Source organism: Streptomyces avidinii (assembly GCF_045161815.1).
GTDB lineage: Bacteria > Actinomycetota > Actinomycetes > Streptomycetales > Streptomycetaceae > Streptomyces > Streptomyces avidinii.
The window spans coordinates 7396673-7415949 of record NZ_CP108863.1; the positions used below are offsets into that span (position 1 = coordinate 7396673).

The following is a 19277-nucleotide window of genomic DNA, read 5'->3' on the forward strand; positions in this document are numbered from 1 at the left end:
CGGCCCGGACCGGCAGCCCGGCACCACAGTCGCGGACGGCTGTCAACGGAGCGTCAGTACGCCGTCAACGCCGTCGCCGCCGCGTGCGCGCGGCCCGCACCGGGCGGTCGATCTGTCCTGATAAGTCTTGATCACAAGTGAGTTAGTGTTCACTTTGTAAGACGATGTCCGGTGCGGGATGTCCGGTGCAGGGAGGGCGTACGTGGAAGATCTGCGGTTCTCGGTGCTCGGCGCCACCGAAGGACGACGCGGGGACACGGTTCTGCGGCTGGGAGGCCCTCAGCAACAGGCGACGATCGCCGCTCTGCTCCTGAAGCCGGGCAGGTCGTCAGGGGTGGCGGAGCTGACGGACGCCCTGTGGGGCGACTGCCCGCCACCCGCGGCCGCCACCACGATCCGTACCTACGTATGGCAGTTCAGGAAGACGCTCCGGACGATGCCCGACGCGCCGGAGGTCCTGGTGTCCCTCGGTGACGGATACCGGCTCCAGCTGCCCGGGGCGGCGGTCGACGCCCGGTACGCGGAGGAGCTGGCCGGCCGGGCCGACCGCGCGAGGTCGGGCGGCAACCTCCGGCAGGCCCGCGACCTGCTGAACCAGGCCCTGGCCCTGTGGCAGGGCGTTCCCCTGGCCGGCCTGCCCGGTCCGTTCGCCGACCGGCAGCGCCGTCGGCTGGTCGATCTGCGGCTCACCCTGCTGGAGGAGCGGCTGGCCCTGGACCTCGCCTTCGGCGACTCCTCGTGCTGCATCTCGGAGCTGACCACCCTGACGACCGAACACCCCTTGCGCGAGAAGTCGTACGGCCTGCTGATGCGGGCACTGTTCCAGTCCTCACGGGGCGCCGACGCCCTGGCCGTCTACCACTCCGCCCGCCGCCTGCTGATCGAGGAGCTCGGGGTCGAGCCGGGGCCGGAGCTGACCGAACTGCATCGGCGCATCCTCGTCGGTGACCCGGAACTGCTGCCGGACCCCGTACCGGCCGACCGAAGTCCTCATACCCGCACGGAAGTTGCCGTGACCGCCGGGGGAGTGGCCGGAAGCGACGACGGGCCGGGCCCCGGCGGCCAACCTCCGTGTCCGTGCCCGTGCCCCGCACAACGTCCGCCGTTCTTCCTCCACCCATTTCCCTCGCCCGCCCAACTTCCCCCGGACACGGCCGATTTCACGGGACGCCGCACTGAGCTGGACGCCCTGCTCACCGTCCTGGGCGACGACGGGCGGTCCGCACTCTCGGTCGCGGCAGTGGTCGGCATGGGCGGGGTCGGCAAGACGGCTCTGGCCGTTCACGCGGCCCATGAAGCCCGCGAGCACTTCCCCGACGGGCAGTTGTACGCCGACCTGCGCGGTGGCGACGAGGCCGGCTCCAGTCCGGGGACGATCCTGGCGGGGTTCCTCGACGCGCTCGGCGTTCCCTCCTCGGCCCTCCCGGCGGACCTCGACGCCAGATCGGCGCTGTTCCGCTCCCTGCTCGCCAAGCGCCGCATGCTGATCCTCCTCGACAACGTGCGCGACAGCGGGCAGCTCCGCCCCCTGCTCCCGGGGGCCGCCGGCTGCGCGGTGCTCGTGACCGGCCGTACCCGCCCGGCCGGGGTGACCTGCGTCCTCCAGCTGGAGCTGTCGGTCCTGCGGCCGCCGGAGGCGGTCGAGCTGCTCGGGCGGACCATCGGCGGTGAACGAATCGGCGCGGAGCCCCGAGCGGCCCTCGACCTGGTGTCCGCCTGTGGCTTCCTCCCGCTGGCGATACGCATCGCCGCCACCCGACTGGCCGCCCGGCCCTCCTGGACCCTGGACGCCCTCACCGAACGGCTCGCCGACGAGCAGCGGCGCATCGACGAACTGCGGGTCGGTGACCTGGCGGTGGAGGCCGTCTTCGAACTGGGCCACCGCCAGCTCCACGGCCGCCAGGCCGAGGCGTTCCGTCTGGTCGCGACCGTGGACGGGACGGACGTCACGTCGGCTTCGGCCGCCGCCCTGCTGGGCACGACCGAGGCGGAGGCGGAGCGTCTGATGGAGTCGCTGGTGGACGCCGCGATGCTCGAGTCACCGTCCGTCGGCCGCTACCGCTTTCACGACCTGCTGCGGTCCTTCGGCCGTCGCAAGGCCGCGGCCGAAGGGCCGGTCCCGGCCGCCGAGGCCCGTTCCCGACTGCTCGACTTCCTCCTGGGCGCGGCCCGCGCCGCGTTTCGCCACGCTGTTCCCGGCGACCCGATCGGTGACGCGCTGGGCCCCGCCTCCGCCCCCGGTCCGGAGTTCGCCGACCACCCCGGTGCCCACCACTGGGCGGTGCGGGAAACCGGCAACGCGGTGGCGCTCGCGGCGCAGGTCGCCCGCACTGCCCTGGCGGCCGAAGCCGTCGAGCCGGGTCACCCACGGGCGGCGTGTGCGAGGCGGGGCCAGGACGACCTGAGGGCCGCCGTCGACCTGCTCATCGCCCTCAGCCCGTTCGGCCCCGACCCGCGGGACCCGCGGCTGGCCGCCACCCTGCAGGGTCTGCTGGACGCCGCGATGCGCGTGGGCGACCGCCGGGCCGAGGGCCGGTGCCACTTCCTGCGCGGGAGCGCGGCCCTCGCCGCCTCCCGGCTGACCGACGCCGCATTACACACGCGACGGGCCGTCGAGGTGTGCCGGGAAGCGGGCGACACCGTCATCCTGCGCCAAGCCCTGAACGACCTGGGGCTGCTCACCCAGTACCTCGGTTCGCCCACGGAGGCGGCCGGACACTTCGACGAGGCGATCGCCCTCGCCCGGCAGCTCGGCCACCGCCCCGCCGAAGCGGCCACGGCCATCAACGCCGCCCTGGCCCAGGTCCGCGCCGGACGTGCGGCCGAGGTGTTTGCCGTCTGCGGACACCTGTCGGCGCGGTCCCATGACGAGCCTGACGACGCCGGAACGGCGTACGCCCTCCAGGTCCTGCGAGAACTCGGCCACCCGCCGGTGACACCGGGCCCGGCGGGGCCTGCCACGGGGATGCGGCGCCCGGCCGTGCCGGTACGGCTGGACCTGCGGTCCGACGTCGGCGTCTTCAGGGCCGCGAACGCCCTGGGCGCGGCCCTCGCGGCCAGGGGACAGGCCTCGACCGCCCTGGCAGTCATGGAAGACCTTGAGGAACGGTTCGCCGAGATACCCGAACTGTCCCGTGCCGTTCAGGCCGCCGCGGCACTGATCGCCTCGCATGACGGCGACAGCTGGCTGAAGACCGTGGACAGGCTGCGCGGGCCGGTCGGGGCCGCGCACCGGCGCCCCGCGCCGGCCGCCCGTACGCTGGTCGCCGAATTCGACTGCACCAGCGGCCGATTGACCGCAGCACAGGCCCTCACGATCGCCCTCGAAGTGACAGCCCAACCGCTCGATCCGTACGCCCGCACGTACGTACTGGCCTCGGCCGCCACTCTCGCCCAGTGGGCGGACGACCTGCCACTCGCCGACCGCTTGGTGACGGCCGGCCTGACCGGACACCGGGGCCCCTCGGCCGACCCCGGGTACCAGAACCTGCTGAGCGTCCACGCCGAGAGCCTGGCCATGCGCGGCCGCTACGGGGAACTGCTGGAGGCGTGCCACGGCTGGGGCATCCTCACCCGGCCGGCGGTGCGCCCCTCGGCTACCGCATCGGACAACGCGCACCTCGTCGCTCAGGCCGTCATCGCCCTCACCGAGACGGGCCGCACGGTCGAGGCCCGCCAACTGGCCGACTCCGTCGCATTGGACGGCCCACGGGGTTCCTGGGAGTGGAACGAATTACTCTACGCCCGAGGGCTTCTGCACCTCGCCGAAGGCGCACCTGCGGCCGCCCTCGACGACCTGCTGGAATGCGGTCGCCGGCAGGGCGAACGGCACGTCATCAGCCCGATCGTCACCCCGTGGCGGTCGGCGGCCGCCGACTGCCAGCTGCTGCTCGGCCGGCCTCGCGAGGCCGTTGCACTCGCCGCCGAGGAACTGGAGGCGGCTCGCCACTGGGGCACGCCCCGCTGCATCGGCCGGGCGATGCGCGCGTGGGGCGCCGCCACCGGAGGCCGGGTCGGTCTGACGACCGTCGAGCAGTCCGTCGACCTCTTGGGCACCGTCGACACCACCCCCGAACTCGTCTCCGCACTTGTCACTCACAGCAGCATGCTCGTCGAGGCGAGCCGTTACGACGCAGCCCGACAGACGCTGCGGGAAGCGGCCCGGCACGCTGAGCGGATCGATGCCATCCGCTTGCGTACGGTCATCTCCGACCTCCTCACCTCCGCGGGGGCCGGCCCGTCCCCGCCGACCACACCCTGACTGCCGATGAGTGCCGCACCTGCGCACTCATCGCGACGCGCCGTTGACAACGCGAAGACCTGCTGACGGGCGAGCCCGCCACCACGAGCGCGGTATCGACCGGCTGGAGCTGCCACCGTGCCACCGTGCCACCGCGCTTCCGGGCCGGCTGCGGGCGCATGGAACGGGCAGCGCTGGACACACGAACACCAACCGGCCCTACCGCAGGATCGGTCGGGCCACGAACCCTACGAGCGCCGAGGAGTGAGACGTCATGCCGCTGACATTCCGCAAGAGCTTCAGGATTCTTCCGGGCGTCCGGCTCAACATCAACCGCAAGTCGTGGTCGATCACCACCGGTGGCGGCAAGCACGGCCCCCGCCGCACCCACAGCAGCACCGGACGCCGCACCACCTCGGTAGACCTGCCCGGCCCCTTCGGCTGGCGCAAGACCAAACGCGGCTGATCCCTGGCGACGGACCCGTCCGGCATGAATATCCGTTTCGGGTTCAGCGGCGGGCGGTGATCCATCGGACGAGGGCTGCGTTGGTCGTGTCGTCGAGTGCGGACAGGGTGTGGATGGCTGCCAGGTCACCGGGGAGTGGCGGAATGCCGACGGTGGTCAGCGCTGCGTGGAGGTCCAGGCGGCGGCGGTCGGAGGCGTGCAGGGATCGGGGGTGGCGCGGGTCCGACGGCTGCTGATGCGCGCGCGGATTCTCTTCGCCGAGGAGAGGGGCCTTGTGCTCTTCGCCTGGCTTCTGCGGCGGGACATCGCGGGGCGGGACATCGCAGGGTGTGGGCTCCATGATGTCGGCGCCGGGGAAGCGGTAGGGGTCGAGGGCCAGCTGGGGGATCGTGGCCGCTGATGGGGAACAGTGCCAGGGCTCCACAAGAACCTCCTGGGTTGGATGTGCCGCTGCTGTTTCCGGGGTGATCGGGGCCCGCCCTCCTGCAGTGGAGGTGGGCACAGGGCAGTCGGTACGCGCCGAAACGGGTCATGCCGCACCGGAGGTGACTCTGCCGGCGCTGCGGCGTACGCCGCAGCTGTGGGTGCGGGCCTGACGGTGTCGGGGTGGATCCGGCGCCGGTTTGTGTCGAGGGAGCGTGCCGCGGCTGGTTGCCGCGGCACGCGGTTGTCGGCAGTTCACTGCCCCCGATGGAGTGGCTGCCGGTCCGGGTCAGCGACGGTGATCGTCGTGGTGTCCGCGGCGGCCCCAGGACTCGGTGTCGATGACGTTGCCCCGGTTGTCGCGGAGGGTGGCGGTGTCGCGCTCGTCCCAGATCTTGTGGTGGCGGTCCTGGTAGACGTCGCGGTGGGTGTCGTGTCCGTTGCCGGTGTGGACCTTGACGCTGGAACGGCCGTCCAGGTACAGGTGGTCGAAGCGGTAGCGGTTGCCCTGCCGGTCGGTGAGGGTGAAGCCGCGCAGGTTGACGGCGTTGCGGCCGGTGTTCTTCACCTCGACCCATTCGCGGTTCAGGGCGCGGTTGTCGCGGCCCCGGCTGTCGTGCTGGATGTCGCCGATGACGATCGAGGAGTGCCGGCCGCGGTGGCCGTGCCGGTCGTCGTCGTGAGCGGCGGCCGGGACGGCGGCAGCGCCGACCAGGGCGCCGGCGGCCAGAGCCGCGGCGAGAAGGCGGCGCGGGCGGGTGGCGGGAGAAGCAGACATGCAGATGGCTCCTTGAACAGTCGGCCCCGTCCGGCCTGTGCAGGCCGTCCGGGCTTCGTGCGGTTCCCGGCGACCTGCCGGGAAGCGACACTCTGGCCCGCACCGCAGCCAACCGCCACAACCTGTGATGTGTGTTTCTCAATGCGGACATGTCCGTAACCCTCCCTTGTAAGAGGCAGACGTCAGGGCCCGGTTGACGCGAACGGGGCCGGACGGGGTGGCAGCCCGCGGGATGCCGAAGCCAGGGGGTTTCGGCCACATAAGCAGTTCATTCGCGCCAGGCCGTGTGCGGTGCGCCAAATGGGTTCAGGCTCACGTAACAGGCACTTCTGCCGTTTCCTCGCACACAGTTACGTGCCCCCGCGCTGATGTGTGGGGTTCGTGGCAGTCCTCATGGGCGCTGTCCAAGGAGTGCATGTCGGACGGGCGCACGGGGCAGGCGTTCGTGGTTCCGAGCCTCAACGGGGTGGCCGGGGCACTGAGGATCACGGGGACGGGACCGGTGCCAGCCCAGCAGCCGAGTTGCGAAGACCCGCCACCGCGCGCGGCTTTCGCGCGTCACAAGGACATGACAGCCACCACACACTCTCTGCGCATCAGCCACCATGGCGCGATGCGCACACACCACACCGCCGCCCTCGCCGCCACGGTCGCCGCACTCCTCGCCCTCACCGCATGCAACCCGCAGTCCGCCGACACCAACAAGCCTGCCGCGCCCAGCACGCCCGCGCCCGCCGCCCCGGCGCCGGCCGGCTCCGCGCCCACCGCGAAGACCGCCACCCTTCCCGACTTCGTCGGCAAGGGCCTCCAGACCGCCCAGGACGAAGCGCAGGCCGCCGGGTTCGCCCTCCTCAAGTCCCACGACGCCCTCGGCCGCGACCGGCTCCAGGCCCTCGACCGGAACTGGAAGGTCTGCAGCCAGACACCCGCCGCCGGTGCGAAGGTCGACACGAGCAGCACCGTGGACTTCGGCGCCGTGAAGTTGGAGGAGTCCTGCCCGGCCGCCGAAGCGCCCGCCCCGAAGCCGGCCGGCAGCACGATGCCGGACTTCGTCGGGCAGGGCATGAAGGCCGTCCGCGGCGCGCTGCCCTCCAACGCGAGCATCACGGTGAAGGACGCGCTGCAGGGCCGCATGGTCCTTCAGGAGTCGAACTGGAAGGTCTGCTCGCAGGACCCGAAGCAGGGCACCGCGCTGACCGGGCAGCCGGTCGCGTTCACCGTCGCCAAGGCGGATGAGTCCTGCCCGTAGGTGTTGCACTCGGTTGTAAAGCCGGTGGGGTGTACCCCGTCATGGGTCGTAGATCCGACGTGCGGCCTTCTGGCGGGGCGGGTCCGAAAATGGTCCGGATCTTGGTGCGTGCGTGCGTGCGTGCGGTGCTCGGCGACAGAGTCCGCCGCCGGTCCCTTCCGGCCCGGGCGCAACTGCGCCCCGCTCTGCCCAAGGGCTGTCGGGCTTTGTGGCCTGGCCGGCAATGCCATCGCTTCAACGGGATGCAGACTGGCGCTGGCGAGCTGGATTCCGGCGAGGACGTCCCCGTCCGCCGAGCGCGGCCGCCGGGTTCAGGCGTCCGGGCGGCGGCGCTGAGCATGCCATTGAGGAACTCGGCCGCCTCGTGGTCTTCGGCGGTCGACGAGTCGCAGGGGAACCGTTCGGACGCTGCGCAGCGTGCCGAAGGGGAGGACCGGCCAGGGTTACTGGGCGCTGCTCCACCCGGTTGTGCCGGAATACGAGTCGAGCAGGTCCACCACGAAGACCAGGGTCGAGCCCGCCGGGATCAACGGCGAGGGCGACTGATTGCCGTAGCCGAGACGCGGGGGAACGATGATCTCGCGCCGACCGCCGACCTTCATCCCCTTCACCCCCCGGTCCCAGCCCTTGATGACCCTGCCGCTGCCCAGGGCGAACTTGAACGGCTCGCCGCGGTCCCAGGAGGCGTCGAACTCCTTCCCGGACTCGAAGGTCACCCCGACATAGTGGACCCTGACCACCATGCCCGGCTTCACCTCGGCCCCGTCCCCGACGATCAGGTCCCGGGTGGTCAGCTCGGTAGGAGCGTCACCCTTCGGAACGTCGACCTTGGGCTTCGTCGGTTCACTCATTGCACCCTCATCACTCTCCGTCGAAAGTCCCCGCACGGACCGGCCGGACCCATGGACACCCCGTGCAGCAGATGGTCACGCTACCGACAATGCCGATCCCCGGAGCACACCAAATCCGGCGGCCACGCGTGATGATCTTTCACGCAGCCGATGAACGCGACCCCGCACGCACGGGTTACAGCATCTCAATGGGCCAAGCGGCATGCTCATGCCTTGCTGGTGCGGGACGGGCTCGGACCTCAACTCCGATGTTGGGCGCACCTTTGCTGCTCGCTCAGAAGTAGCCGAGCTTCTTCGGGGAGTAGGAGACCAGCATGTTCTTCGGCTGCTGGTGGTACAGCAGTCACACCCATGCTGACCGGCGAAAACGGCAGCTCGCGCGGCCCCTCGGAGGGGGCTGGTCCGGAAATGGTCCGGATCTGGGTGCTCGTGGTCCCTGGGGGAGCGGGTGCGATGGGATGTTGTGTGTGTGGGGGGATTGAACGGGTGATTGAGAACTGGTGCCCCTCGATGAGGCCAGTGAGAGCGGGTTGCCCCATTGCCGTGCACCCCAGCCTGATGCCGGGCAGGTCACTGCGTGGGCGGGTCCTCACGCCGGATCCGACCCGGTGCGCCCACGGGGCGGCGCTGCGCACGCTGGACAAGGCTCACCGCCAGTCGCCGAACCTCTCGAAGAACGCCTCCGCGGAGCGCACACTCGCTGCCGCGACGGCGCCCCGTTGCACCTCCCAGTCGCCGGCGAACGCCTCGATCAGCACCTCCGCAGCCCTGGGCGTACCGATCACCTTGCGTAGGCACTCCTCGCGGCGCGAGCCGTCGAAATGGACGAGGGCCACCCGTGCCACGTTGTACGCGCGGCTCGCGGAGCTCAGACGGTAGGGCGGGTACGGGCGGAACCGGTGCTCCAGCCGTGCCGACGGGACTGCCAGCACGTCGATCCCGGCGCGCCACGCCCGCAGGCTGAAGTCGACGTCCTCAAGCCCCAGCTCGCGAAAGGCCCCGAAGCCGCCCAGCCGCTCGAACACCGCCCGCCGCACCGCCAGGCAGCCGCCCGGCGCGATGGGCACCGGGTACGGGGCGCCGTCCGGCCCCGGCGGCAGCCAGCGCACCCGCAGGTCGGCGTCGATCAGGCGGGCGCCGCAGCCCAGCGCCGTGCCGCCGAAGTCGCGCAGGGCGGGTGCGAGGACGGCATCGGGTCCGGCGGCCAGCGCGGCCCGCAGCCGGCCGAGGCAGTCCCGCTCCAGCCGGCAGTGCGCGTCCAGGAACAGCAGGTGCGTGCCCCGGGCGAGCCGGGCGCCCGCGTTGCGGGCCGCTGCGACGCCGCTGCGCGGAATGCGGCGTACCACGACCCCTCGCGCGCGCCACTCCTCCACCTCCAAGGCGGCACAACTGCCGTCGGTGCCGCCGTCGTCGACGACGATGGTCTCGTCGGCGACGTCCGACCCGGCGAACACGGACCTCAGGGTCTCGTGCAGCTCCGCGCCCTCGTCCAGGCTCGCGATCACCAGCGAAACGGTCACCGACCGCCCAAGAGGCCCCCGATCCGCCCCGGACGCCGTGCTGGTCATTCCACCGGGGGGCCGGGCGTGCCGGGCGGAACTCCCCCGGGAGGAGACGTGGCGGCCAGGTCGATCAGCCCCGGCAGCATGGCCGCGTACCGGATCGAGTCCTGCAGGTAGGCCGTGAGCCCGGCGCTCAGCGCGAAGTGGTAGGAGCTCAGCCGGTCGAGCTCGCCGCCGTCCAGGCCGAGTGCCAGCAGGTCGCCGAGCCTCAGCCGGCCCAGGCTCAGCGCGTCGAGCACCTTCTGCGGCGCCGCGGAGAATTCCAGGTAGTCGGCGAAGTCGGTGGACGACTGGAAGTCGGCCTCGGCGAAACCGGCCTGCTCGAGCGCGCGCTCGAGAGCCCGGTCGCCCTGGCGGACCAGATAGCCGGCCGACGGCACGTTCGCCGCGCGCAGGTGCTCCAGCAGTTGCTTCGTCACGGCACCGACGAGGCCGATGTTGGTGGCGTTCCGCCGGTCCGTCAGGACGGGGGTGAGATGGGCCCGGTTCTCGCTGCCGATCAAGACGATGCCCACGGCCTCGACGGTCTGCGACCCGATGCCCTTGGGCGGCCACGGCCGCTCCGTCGTGGCCAGTGCCAGCACCAGGCCGCTCCGGGACAACAGCGGTTCGAGGACCTCGGAATAGAGGTACGGATACCGGTTGCGGCGACAGAACGCGGCGAGCGCGGTCCGCGTCTCGACATCGGTCTCCTTCGTCACCGAAATCCGGACCGACTCGTTCGCGGGGGAGTGCTGGGTCATCGCGGGCCTCCGAGGGCGGGGGAGTCTGCACTGGACATCCACCCCGCGACCGCGTACCGCGTGCCGTCGCGCACGGCCGCCACCTCGTGCATCAAGGAGGACCGGAACAACAGCAGCATGCCGGGCTCCGGCACCACGACCACCCGGCGGTCGCGCAGGCCCGGGTCGGTCTCGTAGACGGTGAGCGCGCCGCCGTCGAACGTCGGCAGGGCCTCGTTGCCGTCGCGCCCATTGAGGTAGAGCAGCAGCGACCACCGGTGGGCGGCCAGCCGGGGCGGATCGTCCTTGTGATTGGCCACGTCCCGGTGCGCGCGGAAGTAGCTGCCCTTCTCGTACGACATGAAGTACGGGCCGTACAAGTAGTCCGCATCCGAGTCGAACTCCGCGCGGTGGTCGACGAAATAGGACGCCATGCGTTCGCCGATGCGGCGCTTGAAGTCCTCCGGGAAGTGGTGGTCGAAGCACAGGCGCAGCGACTCGTCCAGGATCGATTCGCCGGCGCGCACGATCTGGGCCGGCTCCCGGGGCGCCTGCGCCATGGCCCGGATGACGTCGGCGCATTCGTCGACCGAAAGGAATCCACCGGTCGACGCGATGTTCTGCGTCCTGAACTGGGGCTGCATGTCGTGGCGCCTCCTGGTCGCGTACGTCTCATGGGGTGGCACGAGACTCCTCCAGACAAGCGCTGGCCACCGCGATCCGCACGCCGGACTAGCCCGACCGACGGGTACGCCGACACATGGGTACGCCGATCGTCCCCGGGCACCGCCCGTCGGCATCGACACATGGGTACGCCGATCGCCCCCCGGGCACCGCCCGTCGGCACGCCGCCCGGCCCGAAGCGCCCACCGGATCACCGGATCGCTGTTCTGAGTGAGTCGGCGCGACGGTTCGTGCGCAGTGTGGAGACCCGCTGGACGAACCGGGTGACCGCCGCGGCGCAGCCGATGCCGAACATCAGGGAGGCTGCGAGCGCCAGGTGCTGCGAGAGGGGGCGGGCGGACTGAGGGCCCGACACCGGCGCCCGACCGCGTGTCCGGAGCATGGCGCTGCTGTACCCGCTGCCCGTGCCTGGTCCTGCCCTGCGGCTACACCGAGAGGGCGGTCGCGCCCAGGAGCACCATCAGTGCCGTTGAGGTCGCCGGCGGGCCACCAGCGGAACCGCCGCCGCGAGGTGTGGCCCCCGAACAACGACGAGGCCCCGGCGTCGTCCTCGTCGGCAGCACCGGTCCCACCGACCCCGTGGGAGCGCCCGGCCTGTCAGAGCACGGCCCGTCAGGACGCCACCCGAGCCCGGTCCGGTGCCTCCGCGCGGTCACCCCTGACCGTGCCGCGCGATCACGACGGGATCCTCGATGAGCCGTACGGTCGGAGTCGGCTCGGGCACCGGACGCTTCCACGCGCCCTCTGCGTCCGCGACCTCGTCCAACTCCCAGTTACGGCAGGGCCCGTCGAGTGCCAGCGGGTAGAGGGTGAGCGTGCCGTCCCGCGCGAGGTGCATCCGGAGGAAGCCCTTGTGGTCGTCGATGGACTGCCCGGACATCTGCCAGTCGGCGACCAGGCCCCGGTTCGTCCACAGCACCCACAGGGCGAAGAGCTGGGAGCCGAGGGAAGCGCCCATCACGGCGGCGACGACCAGCAGGATCGCCAGGAACGCGAAGCCGTTCGAGGAGGACGGGATCGACCGGGCGATGGCGACGGTGACGGTCAGGGCCGCGGCGGCGACCGCCGTCTGGAACAGCACGGCCACGACCGGACCGGACGGCGCTCTGGGGCGCCGTTCGCGCAGCAGCCCCCTCCACCAGCCGATCACGAACGGCAGGACGAAGAGGGCGGCACTCGCGCAGAGCAGGCCGAGCAGGTCGTCGGCGTCGGCGCTCCGCAGGGCCCCGACGGGATTGTGTCGGCCCTCGGCCAGCGCGAACGCGGCGCTCGTGATCAGGACGAGCGCCATCTGTACCGCCCCGGCCAGGACGGCGAATCCGGGGTTGCGCCGCGGGAGCCAGTACCGTGACCAGGGCTTGGCGATCGCGCGGGCGAGCGAGCGGGACTCCGCCGCGTCCGGGTACGTGTGCTGGGCGAGGGCGAACGCCGTCGGCGGGTGGTCCTTCTTCTGCATGCGTGAGGTGGCAGGCGGCAGGGGCAGGGCCTTGGGGAGCCTGTGGGTGGACGAGAGGAACGCGCCGCCCAGGCCGCACGTCACCATCTGGCGCCGCCGGGGGTCCGGGGGCAGAGCGTCGTCGGCCCCGGCCCCGTCATCGGGCAGCCGCTCCGCGTAGCGGGCGTAGTGGTGCTTGTCGCCGGTCAGCCACAACCGGATCGAGGCGCCCGTCTCCTCGTGCTTCCGGGTCGTCCGGTCGAAGCGGGACCGCACGATGTTGCGGTCGAACCAGTGCAGGGAGTTGAAGGCGTCGGGCCTCTCGTCGCTCCTCACCCAGGTGGGCTCGGCCGAACAGACGATGACGCTGTCACCCGGACGCAGCCGCGGCGCGAGGTGGGTCTCGAAGTAGCGCCGCTGCGGATCGTCGAAGTAGGTGCCGAGCTGGCTGTCCAGCCCGACGAGCCACCAGCGCTGCGGCAGTTCCACGGCGAAGTAGCTCCGGGTCTGCCGGGTCTGCCAGCCGCCGATCACGCTTTCCTGGGCGAACATCCGCAGGAACGCGGTGAGTCCGTCGTACCAGTCGTGGTTGCCCGGCAGCGCGACCATGAGCGGCTCGTTCGGAGCCGATGGGAGCGCCGCGCGGTAGGGCCCTTTCATCCGGTCCTCGTAGGCGGTCGCCGACGCCACCGGGTACACCTGGTCCCCGCCGAGGACGAGCAGCGAGCCACGGGGGAGCGAGCCGGGCCCGTCGAAGGCGAGTCGGTCCGCCCCCAGGGCGGATGCCACCGAGGCCGTCGCCTCGAATCCGTCGCCGAGGTCCGCGACGAAATCGATCCAGATCTCCTCGGCGCCGGGATCCGCCAACGGCGCCCGCAGGAGACCGGCCTCCAGCGAGCCTTGGATCTCTCGCTTGTCCGAGTAGTCGGCGAAGACGGCGGCCAGGCAGACCTTGACCGCTGTACGCGCCAGCTCCTTCGGCGCGAGCCAGCGCACCGGCTCCTGCGGAGTGAATCGGAGGTCATCCGCGTGTCTGCGCAGCTCATGGAAGTCCACTTCGGCTCCTCCTCGGTCACAGTGGAGACCAGGGCAGCACGTTCTGCGCGTACACGTCCCACAGCTTGCCGAGGAAGAACTGCCCGAACCGTCCCAGGGTGGTCACCCTGCCGCGCAGCGTCGGCGCCTCGACCCGGAAGGTGGTGAGTTGCTTCAAGAAGTCGGCGGGGCGGATGTGAACGCTGCCCACGGCCACCGACTGGGCTCCGGACTCCTCGTCGGCGTCGACGTGACCACGCAAAACGTGCGTGTGGAGGACGGACGTGTCCTTCCAGATCCCCCGACGGGAGTCCTCGCTGACATCCTTGTACCCGCTGAGGGTGAGCCGGTGACCGGCCCGGTCGCTGAAGAACAGACGGTAGCGCATCCGCAGGTGCTGAGGGTCGGAGTGCTCCACGAACAGTTGGAAGGTTCCGCGCTCGACCGGAAGGCGCCCGCCCAGCTCTTGGCAGAGGATCTCTCCGCGCAACTCGGCCTCGTGCTCGGGACCGGAGAGGAAGCGGTCCATTCCCTTGATGTCGACGGTCAGGTGCAGGGCGATGTCAGCGGCGGTTCCGCCCGCCGACGAGGCCGCCTGCCGGGCGTCGTCCTCCCCGAGGACGACACGGCCGACCATGCGTTCGGTGAAGCGCATGCGGGTCGGGTCGTCGGGGCGGCCGGGAGGTACTCCAGGCTTCCAGGAGATCCCCTGGTCCGTGCACCAGCGGCGCGCATGCTGGACTCCGAGTTCCACGGCCTGGGCGAAACGGTCCCGGCTGAAGTTGATGAGGTAGTTCAAGGGGACCTCGCCGCTCAGCAGCCGGACCTCGATCGGGCGCCCGAACTCTCCCTCCTCCCCGTTGCGGATGGCGGCGTTGCTGGCCTCGACCCGGCGCAGCCAGTGTTGAAGCCGGCCGTTGGCCGTCGTCTCGACGATGTGGAAGTAGTTGGCCACGAAGCCGTTGCGCCAGCGGTGCCTTCGGCTGACCGTCCAGATGATCCACAGTTCGTCGCAGCCCCGCCGGATCGCCTCCTCGACGTTCGCGTCGGTCAGATAGACCGGGTCGATGTACGTCTGCCCGTCGATGACGACCGGAGGGAACCACATGGGCAGGGCCACCCCGGCACAGAACCGGTCCTCGTCCATGCGGTCGGCGGTCACCGGCTCCAGTTCGTTGGCGCTGAAGTTGTAGAGGTTGAAGGTGGCTTCACGGTCGGTGGCCCGTATCCGCTCCCAGTCCAGTCCCCAGACCGGGAAGACGCGACGCCGATAGCCGTCCAGGGTGAAGAGGGAACGGGCGTAGGGCCCCTTCGCCAGCTCGCGCCAGTTCGGGGTGACGCCTTTCAGCGGAGAGAGCGTGCGCCAATTGTCCGCGATCTCGCGCCCGGACATCCCCTGGCAGTACATCGCGAGGTTGAACACGCCTCCACTGGCGCCGTCGGCGTGGTCGAATGTCAACTCGGCCTCGTCGAGCAGGACCTGCAGGACGCCGGCCTGGTAGGCCACCTTCAGCCCGCCGCCGGCGAGGAGGAGAGACCTGCGCGGGGATCCGCTGCGGGGCGTGGTGCCCTGTCCGGTCGTCATGAGGGGCTCTCAGAGTTCTGCCGGTGGTCCTCGACGATGCGAATGGCCGACCGGTCGGCCAGCGCGGCGATGGTGAGCGAGGGGTTCGGGCCGACGGGGCCGGGCAGCACCGAGCCGTCGGCGATCGACAGTCCCGGGTAGCCGTACACGCGGCCGAAGGAGTCCACCACGCCTTCCCTCGCGGTGTGCCCCATCGGAGCGCCGCCCACGGGATGCACGGTGATGAGGCGGTTGAGCAACCACAGGGGATTCGCCGCGTAGCGTCCGCCGAGACTGCGGGACACGCGCTCCATGGTCGCGTTCATCTGGTCGAAGTACTGATCGGACGCGGCCAGTCTCCAGTCGAGGTCCAGATGCCCGTCCCGGAGGAACATCCGGCCGTTGGGGACGTCTCTTCCCATGCCGAGCAGCGGCAGGGACGTCGCGGTGAACAGCCCCTTGCCCATGGCATCACCAAGCTGTCGTCCCACACGGCTGCGTGCGGTACTGGTCAGCTGCGACCACCCTCGGCGCAGTAGGAATCTCGCGACCCGGTTGGACATCGTGAGGACGTTGTGTTCGACGAGCCAGTTGAGGAATTCCGGGTACCCGGCGTCCTCGATGTAGAACCCCCGGTCCCTCTCGCCGGTTCCCTTGCGGTCCACCCGCATCGCACTCGTGATGACTGGTCCGAAACTCGGCTCCATCAGGTGCGGCATCGTTTCCCCGGGCCGGTCCTGACTCATCTCCCGGGCTTTGATCACCAGCCCGAGGAAGTCCCCGTTCCCGGAGAAATGTGTGCCCAGCGCCGGGCTGAGCGCGGGGAAGGCGCTGCGGTTCCGCAACAGCAGATAGGTCGTGCCGAGCGTGCCGGCGGAGAGGACCAGCCGCCTGGCCCTGACGGTCCGCGGTACGGGAGGAGCCGACGGATCCTCGTCCCTGGCTGCGCGGTGCTCGATGTACGAGACCTGGAAGCCCTCTCGGACCGGTTCGAACGAGCGGACCTCGCAGAGGGTCCGGATGTCAGCCCCGAGCCGGTGCGCGGCGCTGAGGTAGGTGAAGTCCAGACTGTTCTTGCTGCCGAAGTTGCAGCCCAGGTCGCATTCGCCGACGAGCCGGCACGCATAGCGCGGGCTGTGGTGCAGATTGTCCTCGCCGCCGTCGAGAGGGGCGCCGGGCACCGGGGGGTCCCCGAAGGAGACGGCCAGCAGCGGAAGTTCCCACGGAAGACCCAGCCGCTCGGCCGCCTGGCGCATGGCGAGGGTCTTGGGTGTGCTCCGATAGGGCTCCACGTCGAAGGGGTATTTCCGCGCGCCCAGCGTGGTCTCGACGGATCGGTAGTGCGGATCGAGGTCCTCACGGGTGACGGGCCAGTTCTCGTAGCCGCCGTCGAACGACTCGTGCACGAACCAGCTCTCCGGCTTGCGGATCAGCACGTTCGCGTAGATCAACGACCCCCCGCCCAGCCCACTGGACACGAGCGCGTCCATCTTCGAGAAGCTCCACATGTCGTACATCCCGTACAACCGGGAATCGGGGTCCCAGAAGTTCTTGGCCGCCTCGTGGGGGCTGCGGGGAAAGGACCCGGGCGGGAACGGCTTCCCTCTTTCGAGGACGCATACGCTCAGGTCGGCGTCGGCCAGGCGAAACGCCGTCACGGACCCGCCGAAACCCGAACCGACGACGACGGCATCGAAAACGTCCACGCTCGCCACCTCTGGAGATCGGAGCCGGAACAGCTGCCTGACTTTTCCCTCGTCTGCGGCTGCCGCACGCGCGACCTCTCTCCATGGTTCACCTGCGTGTGGTGAAGCGCATGTCGAAGCGTCGGTCATCACCGGTCAGGGTGTTCGTGCGCCGACGCGGTGGGGACGGAGCCGTCGGCGAGGGCCGGGTGCGCTGTGCCCGCACGCAGCGATACGCAACCGTCTGGTTGTTCCTCGTCGACCGAAGCGCGGCCCGGGAGTTGCTCCACTCATCGGCCCAGTCGCCGGCGGCCCACCCCAGGTGGAGAGGATTCCCTCATGAGGGAGGACCGGATCGGACGCGAGATCCTGATCGACGCGCCGCTGGAGTGTGGACCCGGGTCGCCCGGCCCGTGATCCCGGCCGGAGGAGTGGGACCGCGTCAGTCGGGGTGCCACCCCCTCAGTCGGACCCGACTTGGACCGGAGATGGACCGGAAGGGCCGGTCAGGAGTGGGATGGCTGAGGGATGAACTGGGGGTTACAGCGCATGACACCTCCTGCGCTGATCGGCGGCTACAGGGCGCCTGCCAGGCGAAAGCCCAGGGCAGGCGCCCTTTTCCGTGCCTCTAGAAGAAGCCGAGTAGAAGAAGCCGAGCTTCTTCGGCGAGTACGACACGAGGAGATTCTTCGAGTGCTGCTGGTACAGACGCCGCACTGCTCCTGAACAGGAGAAATAGCGCGATGCGTAGTCGATCGTCCGGTGCTGGCCCGCAGCTGGCCCGGATCTTGCTTTGCCCAGCGGTGCAACCACGACTCCTTGCCGGCGCGTCGCGTACCTCCGGGCGGACCCGCCATGCCAGCAGGCGGAGCCGGAGCGTCAACATTGGCATGGCAGGGGGCGAGATCGCGTCCGACACGCTCGCGTGAGGCTGACCGCATGGCTTCGCGGTCCGTCATTCGAGGATCGCAGGCGGTCGGCCGATGGACCCGATCGGCGGGCGGGCAGGGCTGCTGGGCACATTGGTGCCGGAAGTGGCATGCGGGTGAGCGGGGAGCGGAGGCGCGTGCGGGCCGGGCAGCCTGCTGTCCACGGTCCGAGCGGCCGTCCAGTCATGTTCTTGCCGCCGGGCGCGGGCGTCCGTGCGCCTTCGTCACCGTGCTCTCAGCCTTGCAGCCCGGACTTCGAAGGGCTGAATCCTAGGGGACGGCGGATCGATTCCGGCGGGGATTCCCGATGTTCCCGTACTCCTGGCGGCCGGTGGGTAGCGTCTGCGGTCATCCCAAGGCCGGATCATGAAGCCGGCCGGGGTCGTCGAGAACAGAGGGAGCGAGCACTAATGCTGACTGTTGAGACGTCTCTGAAGGAGGCGATGACCTCGATCGAGGGGAGCGTGGCGGCCGCACTGGTCGACTACACGAGTGGCATGGCACTGGGAACGCTGGGCGGGGGCAAGGACCTCGATCTGACGGTGGCGGCGGCGGGGAACACCGACGTGATCCGGGCGAAGGTCCGCACCATGGAGATGCTGGGCCTCAAGGACGACATCGAGGATGTGCTGATCACCCTCGGCAGCCAGTACCACCTCCTCCGGCTGATCAGGGGCCGCGGGGGCAACGGCCTGTTCCTGTACATCGTGCTGGACAAGGGCCGGGCGAACCTCGCGATGGCCCGGCACCAGCTCAGGCGTATCGAGGCGGAGCTGGAGCTGTAAGGGCCTCCTGTTTCCCGGCTCCCGTATGCCCAGAAGTTGAAAGAATCTTCAACTCGGCACATTTGAATGTGACCAGCCAAGGGCAGGCCGGAGCCGGGAGGCGGGAGGATGGCGGGAGCAGCGGATCGAAGATCCGGCAGTTTGGGCCGACGGGCCTCGGAACGGTCGAACCCGGGTGGGAGTGTTGTCGTGCAGGTACCGCTGTACCAGGCCAAGGCGGAGTTCTTCCGCATGCTCGGACACCCCGTCCGGATCCGAGTACTGGAACTGCTCCAGAACGGCCCCGTACCTGTACGCGCACTCCTGAACGAGATCGAGATCGAACCGTCCAACCTCTCCCAGCAGCTCGCGGTACTGCGCCGCTCCGGCATTGTGGTCTCCATTCGTGAAGGCTCCACCGTCAGCTACGCTCTCGCCGGCGGCGACGTGGCAGAACTCCTGCGCGCCGCACGGCGCATCCTCACCTCACTGATCGCCGGACAGAGCGAGCTGCTCGCCGAACTCCGGCACACCGACGCCTCCGTGCAAACGGGTCCGCCCGCACTGTGACGGTCAGGCCAGCTCCAGCCCACAAAAATCCGCCTCCGGGTATGCCTGGGTGCTCTTGCGTCCGGAGCCCGGGCAGCGCCCCCGTTCGGCGTCACCGAGGCGCGGCTTGGGCTCGGCGGCGTCCTGCGTACCTGACCGATCCCCGGTATCCGCATCCCGGCGCGGAGCAGCGGTGGGCCGTCGGCGGTGGTGCCAACCGGGGTCGTGTAGCGAACCGGGCGCGGCGACCGACCCCTGTACGAAGCGGACGTCGACCTCGTGCGAATGCTCGCGGACTACGCCGGGCACCTGCCGGCCGTCCCGCTGAGCGAGGACGGTCC

15 protein-coding genes are annotated in these 19277 nt (G+C 70.4%); 5 read left to right on the forward strand and 10 right to left on the reverse strand.

Annotation, left to right across the window (positions count from 1 at the left end):
- The first annotated feature begins 202 nt into the window (after positions 1–202).
- Together OG373_RS33300 and OG373_RS33305 are read left to right on the forward strand one after the other, a co-directional pair.
- Positions 203–4261: an AfsR/SARP family transcriptional regulator gene (locus OG373_RS33300; RefSeq protein ID WP_405442171.1), complete on the forward strand. Its 4059-nt coding sequence runs from the start codon at positions 203–205 to the stop codon at positions 4259–4261.
- 253 nt (positions 4262–4514) lie between these two features.
- Positions 4515–4706: a DUF4236 domain-containing protein gene (locus OG373_RS33305; protein WP_397736767.1), complete on the forward strand. Its 192-nt coding sequence runs from the start codon at positions 4515–4517 to the stop codon at positions 4704–4706.
- A gap of 43 nt (positions 4707–4749) precedes the next feature.
- Here the strand turns inward: OG373_RS33305 and OG373_RS33310 are convergent, their stop codons facing one another.
- On the reverse strand, positions 4750–5130 hold the full coding sequence (locus tag OG373_RS33310; protein WP_405442173.1) for a hypothetical protein: 381 nt from the start codon (positions 5128–5130) through the stop codon (positions 4750–4752).
- A 288-nt stretch (positions 5131–5418) separates the two neighbouring features.
- Entirely contained in the window at positions 5419–5907 is a 489-nt protein-coding gene (locus tag OG373_RS33315; RefSeq protein WP_405442175.1) for a lamin tail domain-containing protein, read from the reverse strand.
- A 613-nt stretch (positions 5908–6520) separates the two neighbouring features.
- Here OG373_RS33315 and OG373_RS33320 point away from each other — a divergent pair.
- Complete coding sequence (locus OG373_RS33320) at positions 6521–7156, forward strand: PASTA domain-containing protein (protein WP_405442177.1); 636 nt, start codon at positions 6521–6523, stop codon at positions 7154–7156.
- A 443-nt stretch (positions 7157–7599) separates the two neighbouring features.
- On the opposite strand, the gene OG373_RS33325 is transcribed toward OG373_RS33320, so the two are convergent.
- From OG373_RS33325 to OG373_RS33360, 8 genes are all read right to left on the reverse strand, one after another.
- Positions 7600–8007, reverse strand: coding sequence for an FKBP-type peptidyl-prolyl cis-trans isomerase (locus OG373_RS33325; RefSeq protein ID WP_405442178.1), 408 nt, complete (start codon positions 8005–8007; stop codon positions 7600–7602).
- A gap of 647 nt (positions 8008–8654) precedes the next feature.
- Positions 8655–9512 carry a glycosyltransferase family 2 protein gene (locus tag OG373_RS33330; RefSeq protein WP_405442180.1) on the reverse strand — a complete coding sequence of 286 codons (858 nt, stop codon included), beginning with the start codon at positions 9510–9512 and terminating at the stop codon, positions 8655–8657.
- A 59-nt stretch (positions 9513–9571) separates the two neighbouring features.
- The gene (locus OG373_RS33335) at positions 9572–10312 is read right to left on the reverse strand and encodes a hypothetical protein (protein ID WP_405442182.1); all 741 of its coding nucleotides are present in this window, start codon (positions 10310–10312) and stop codon (positions 9572–9574) included.
- Complete coding sequence (locus tag OG373_RS33340; protein WP_405442184.1) at positions 10309–10935, reverse strand: 2OG-Fe(II) oxygenase; 627 nt, start codon at positions 10933–10935, stop codon at positions 10309–10311. Before OG373_RS33340 ends, OG373_RS33335 begins: the two co-directional genes overlap by 4 nt.
- Before the next feature lie 230 nt (positions 10936–11165).
- Positions 11166–11357, reverse strand: a complete 192-nt coding sequence (locus tag OG373_RS33345) for a hypothetical protein (protein ID WP_405442186.1) — start codon at positions 11355–11357, stop codon at positions 11166–11168.
- 270 nt (positions 11358–11627) lie between these two features.
- Complete coding sequence (locus OG373_RS33350) at positions 11628–13466, reverse strand: hypothetical protein (RefSeq protein WP_405442187.1); 1839 nt, start codon at positions 13464–13466, stop codon at positions 11628–11630.
- 16 nt (positions 13467–13482) lie between these two features.
- The gene (locus OG373_RS33355; protein WP_405442189.1) at positions 13483–15030 is read right to left on the reverse strand and encodes a patatin-like phospholipase family protein; all 1548 of its coding nucleotides are present in this window, start codon (positions 15028–15030) and stop codon (positions 13483–13485) included.
- Positions 15027–16715 carry a GMC oxidoreductase gene (locus OG373_RS33360; protein ID WP_405442191.1) on the reverse strand — a complete coding sequence of 563 codons (1689 nt, stop codon included), beginning with the start codon at positions 16713–16715 and terminating at the stop codon, positions 15027–15029. The genes OG373_RS33355 and OG373_RS33360 overlap by 4 nt, the downstream gene beginning before the upstream one ends.
- A 1318-nt stretch (positions 16716–18033) precedes the next feature.
- Between OG373_RS33360 and OG373_RS33365 the strand changes: the two genes are divergently transcribed.
- Together OG373_RS33365 and OG373_RS33370 are read left to right on the forward strand one after the other, a co-directional pair.
- The gene (locus tag OG373_RS33365; RefSeq protein ID WP_189968601.1) at positions 18034–18408 is read left to right on the forward strand and encodes a hypothetical protein; all 375 of its coding nucleotides are present in this window, start codon (positions 18034–18036) and stop codon (positions 18406–18408) included.
- Positions 18409–18597: 189 nt separating this feature from the next.
- On the forward strand, positions 18598–18957 hold the full coding sequence (locus tag OG373_RS33370; RefSeq protein ID WP_189968603.1) for a helix-turn-helix transcriptional regulator: 360 nt from the start codon (positions 18598–18600) through the stop codon (positions 18955–18957).
- The last annotated feature ends 320 nt before the right edge of the window (positions 18958–19277 follow it).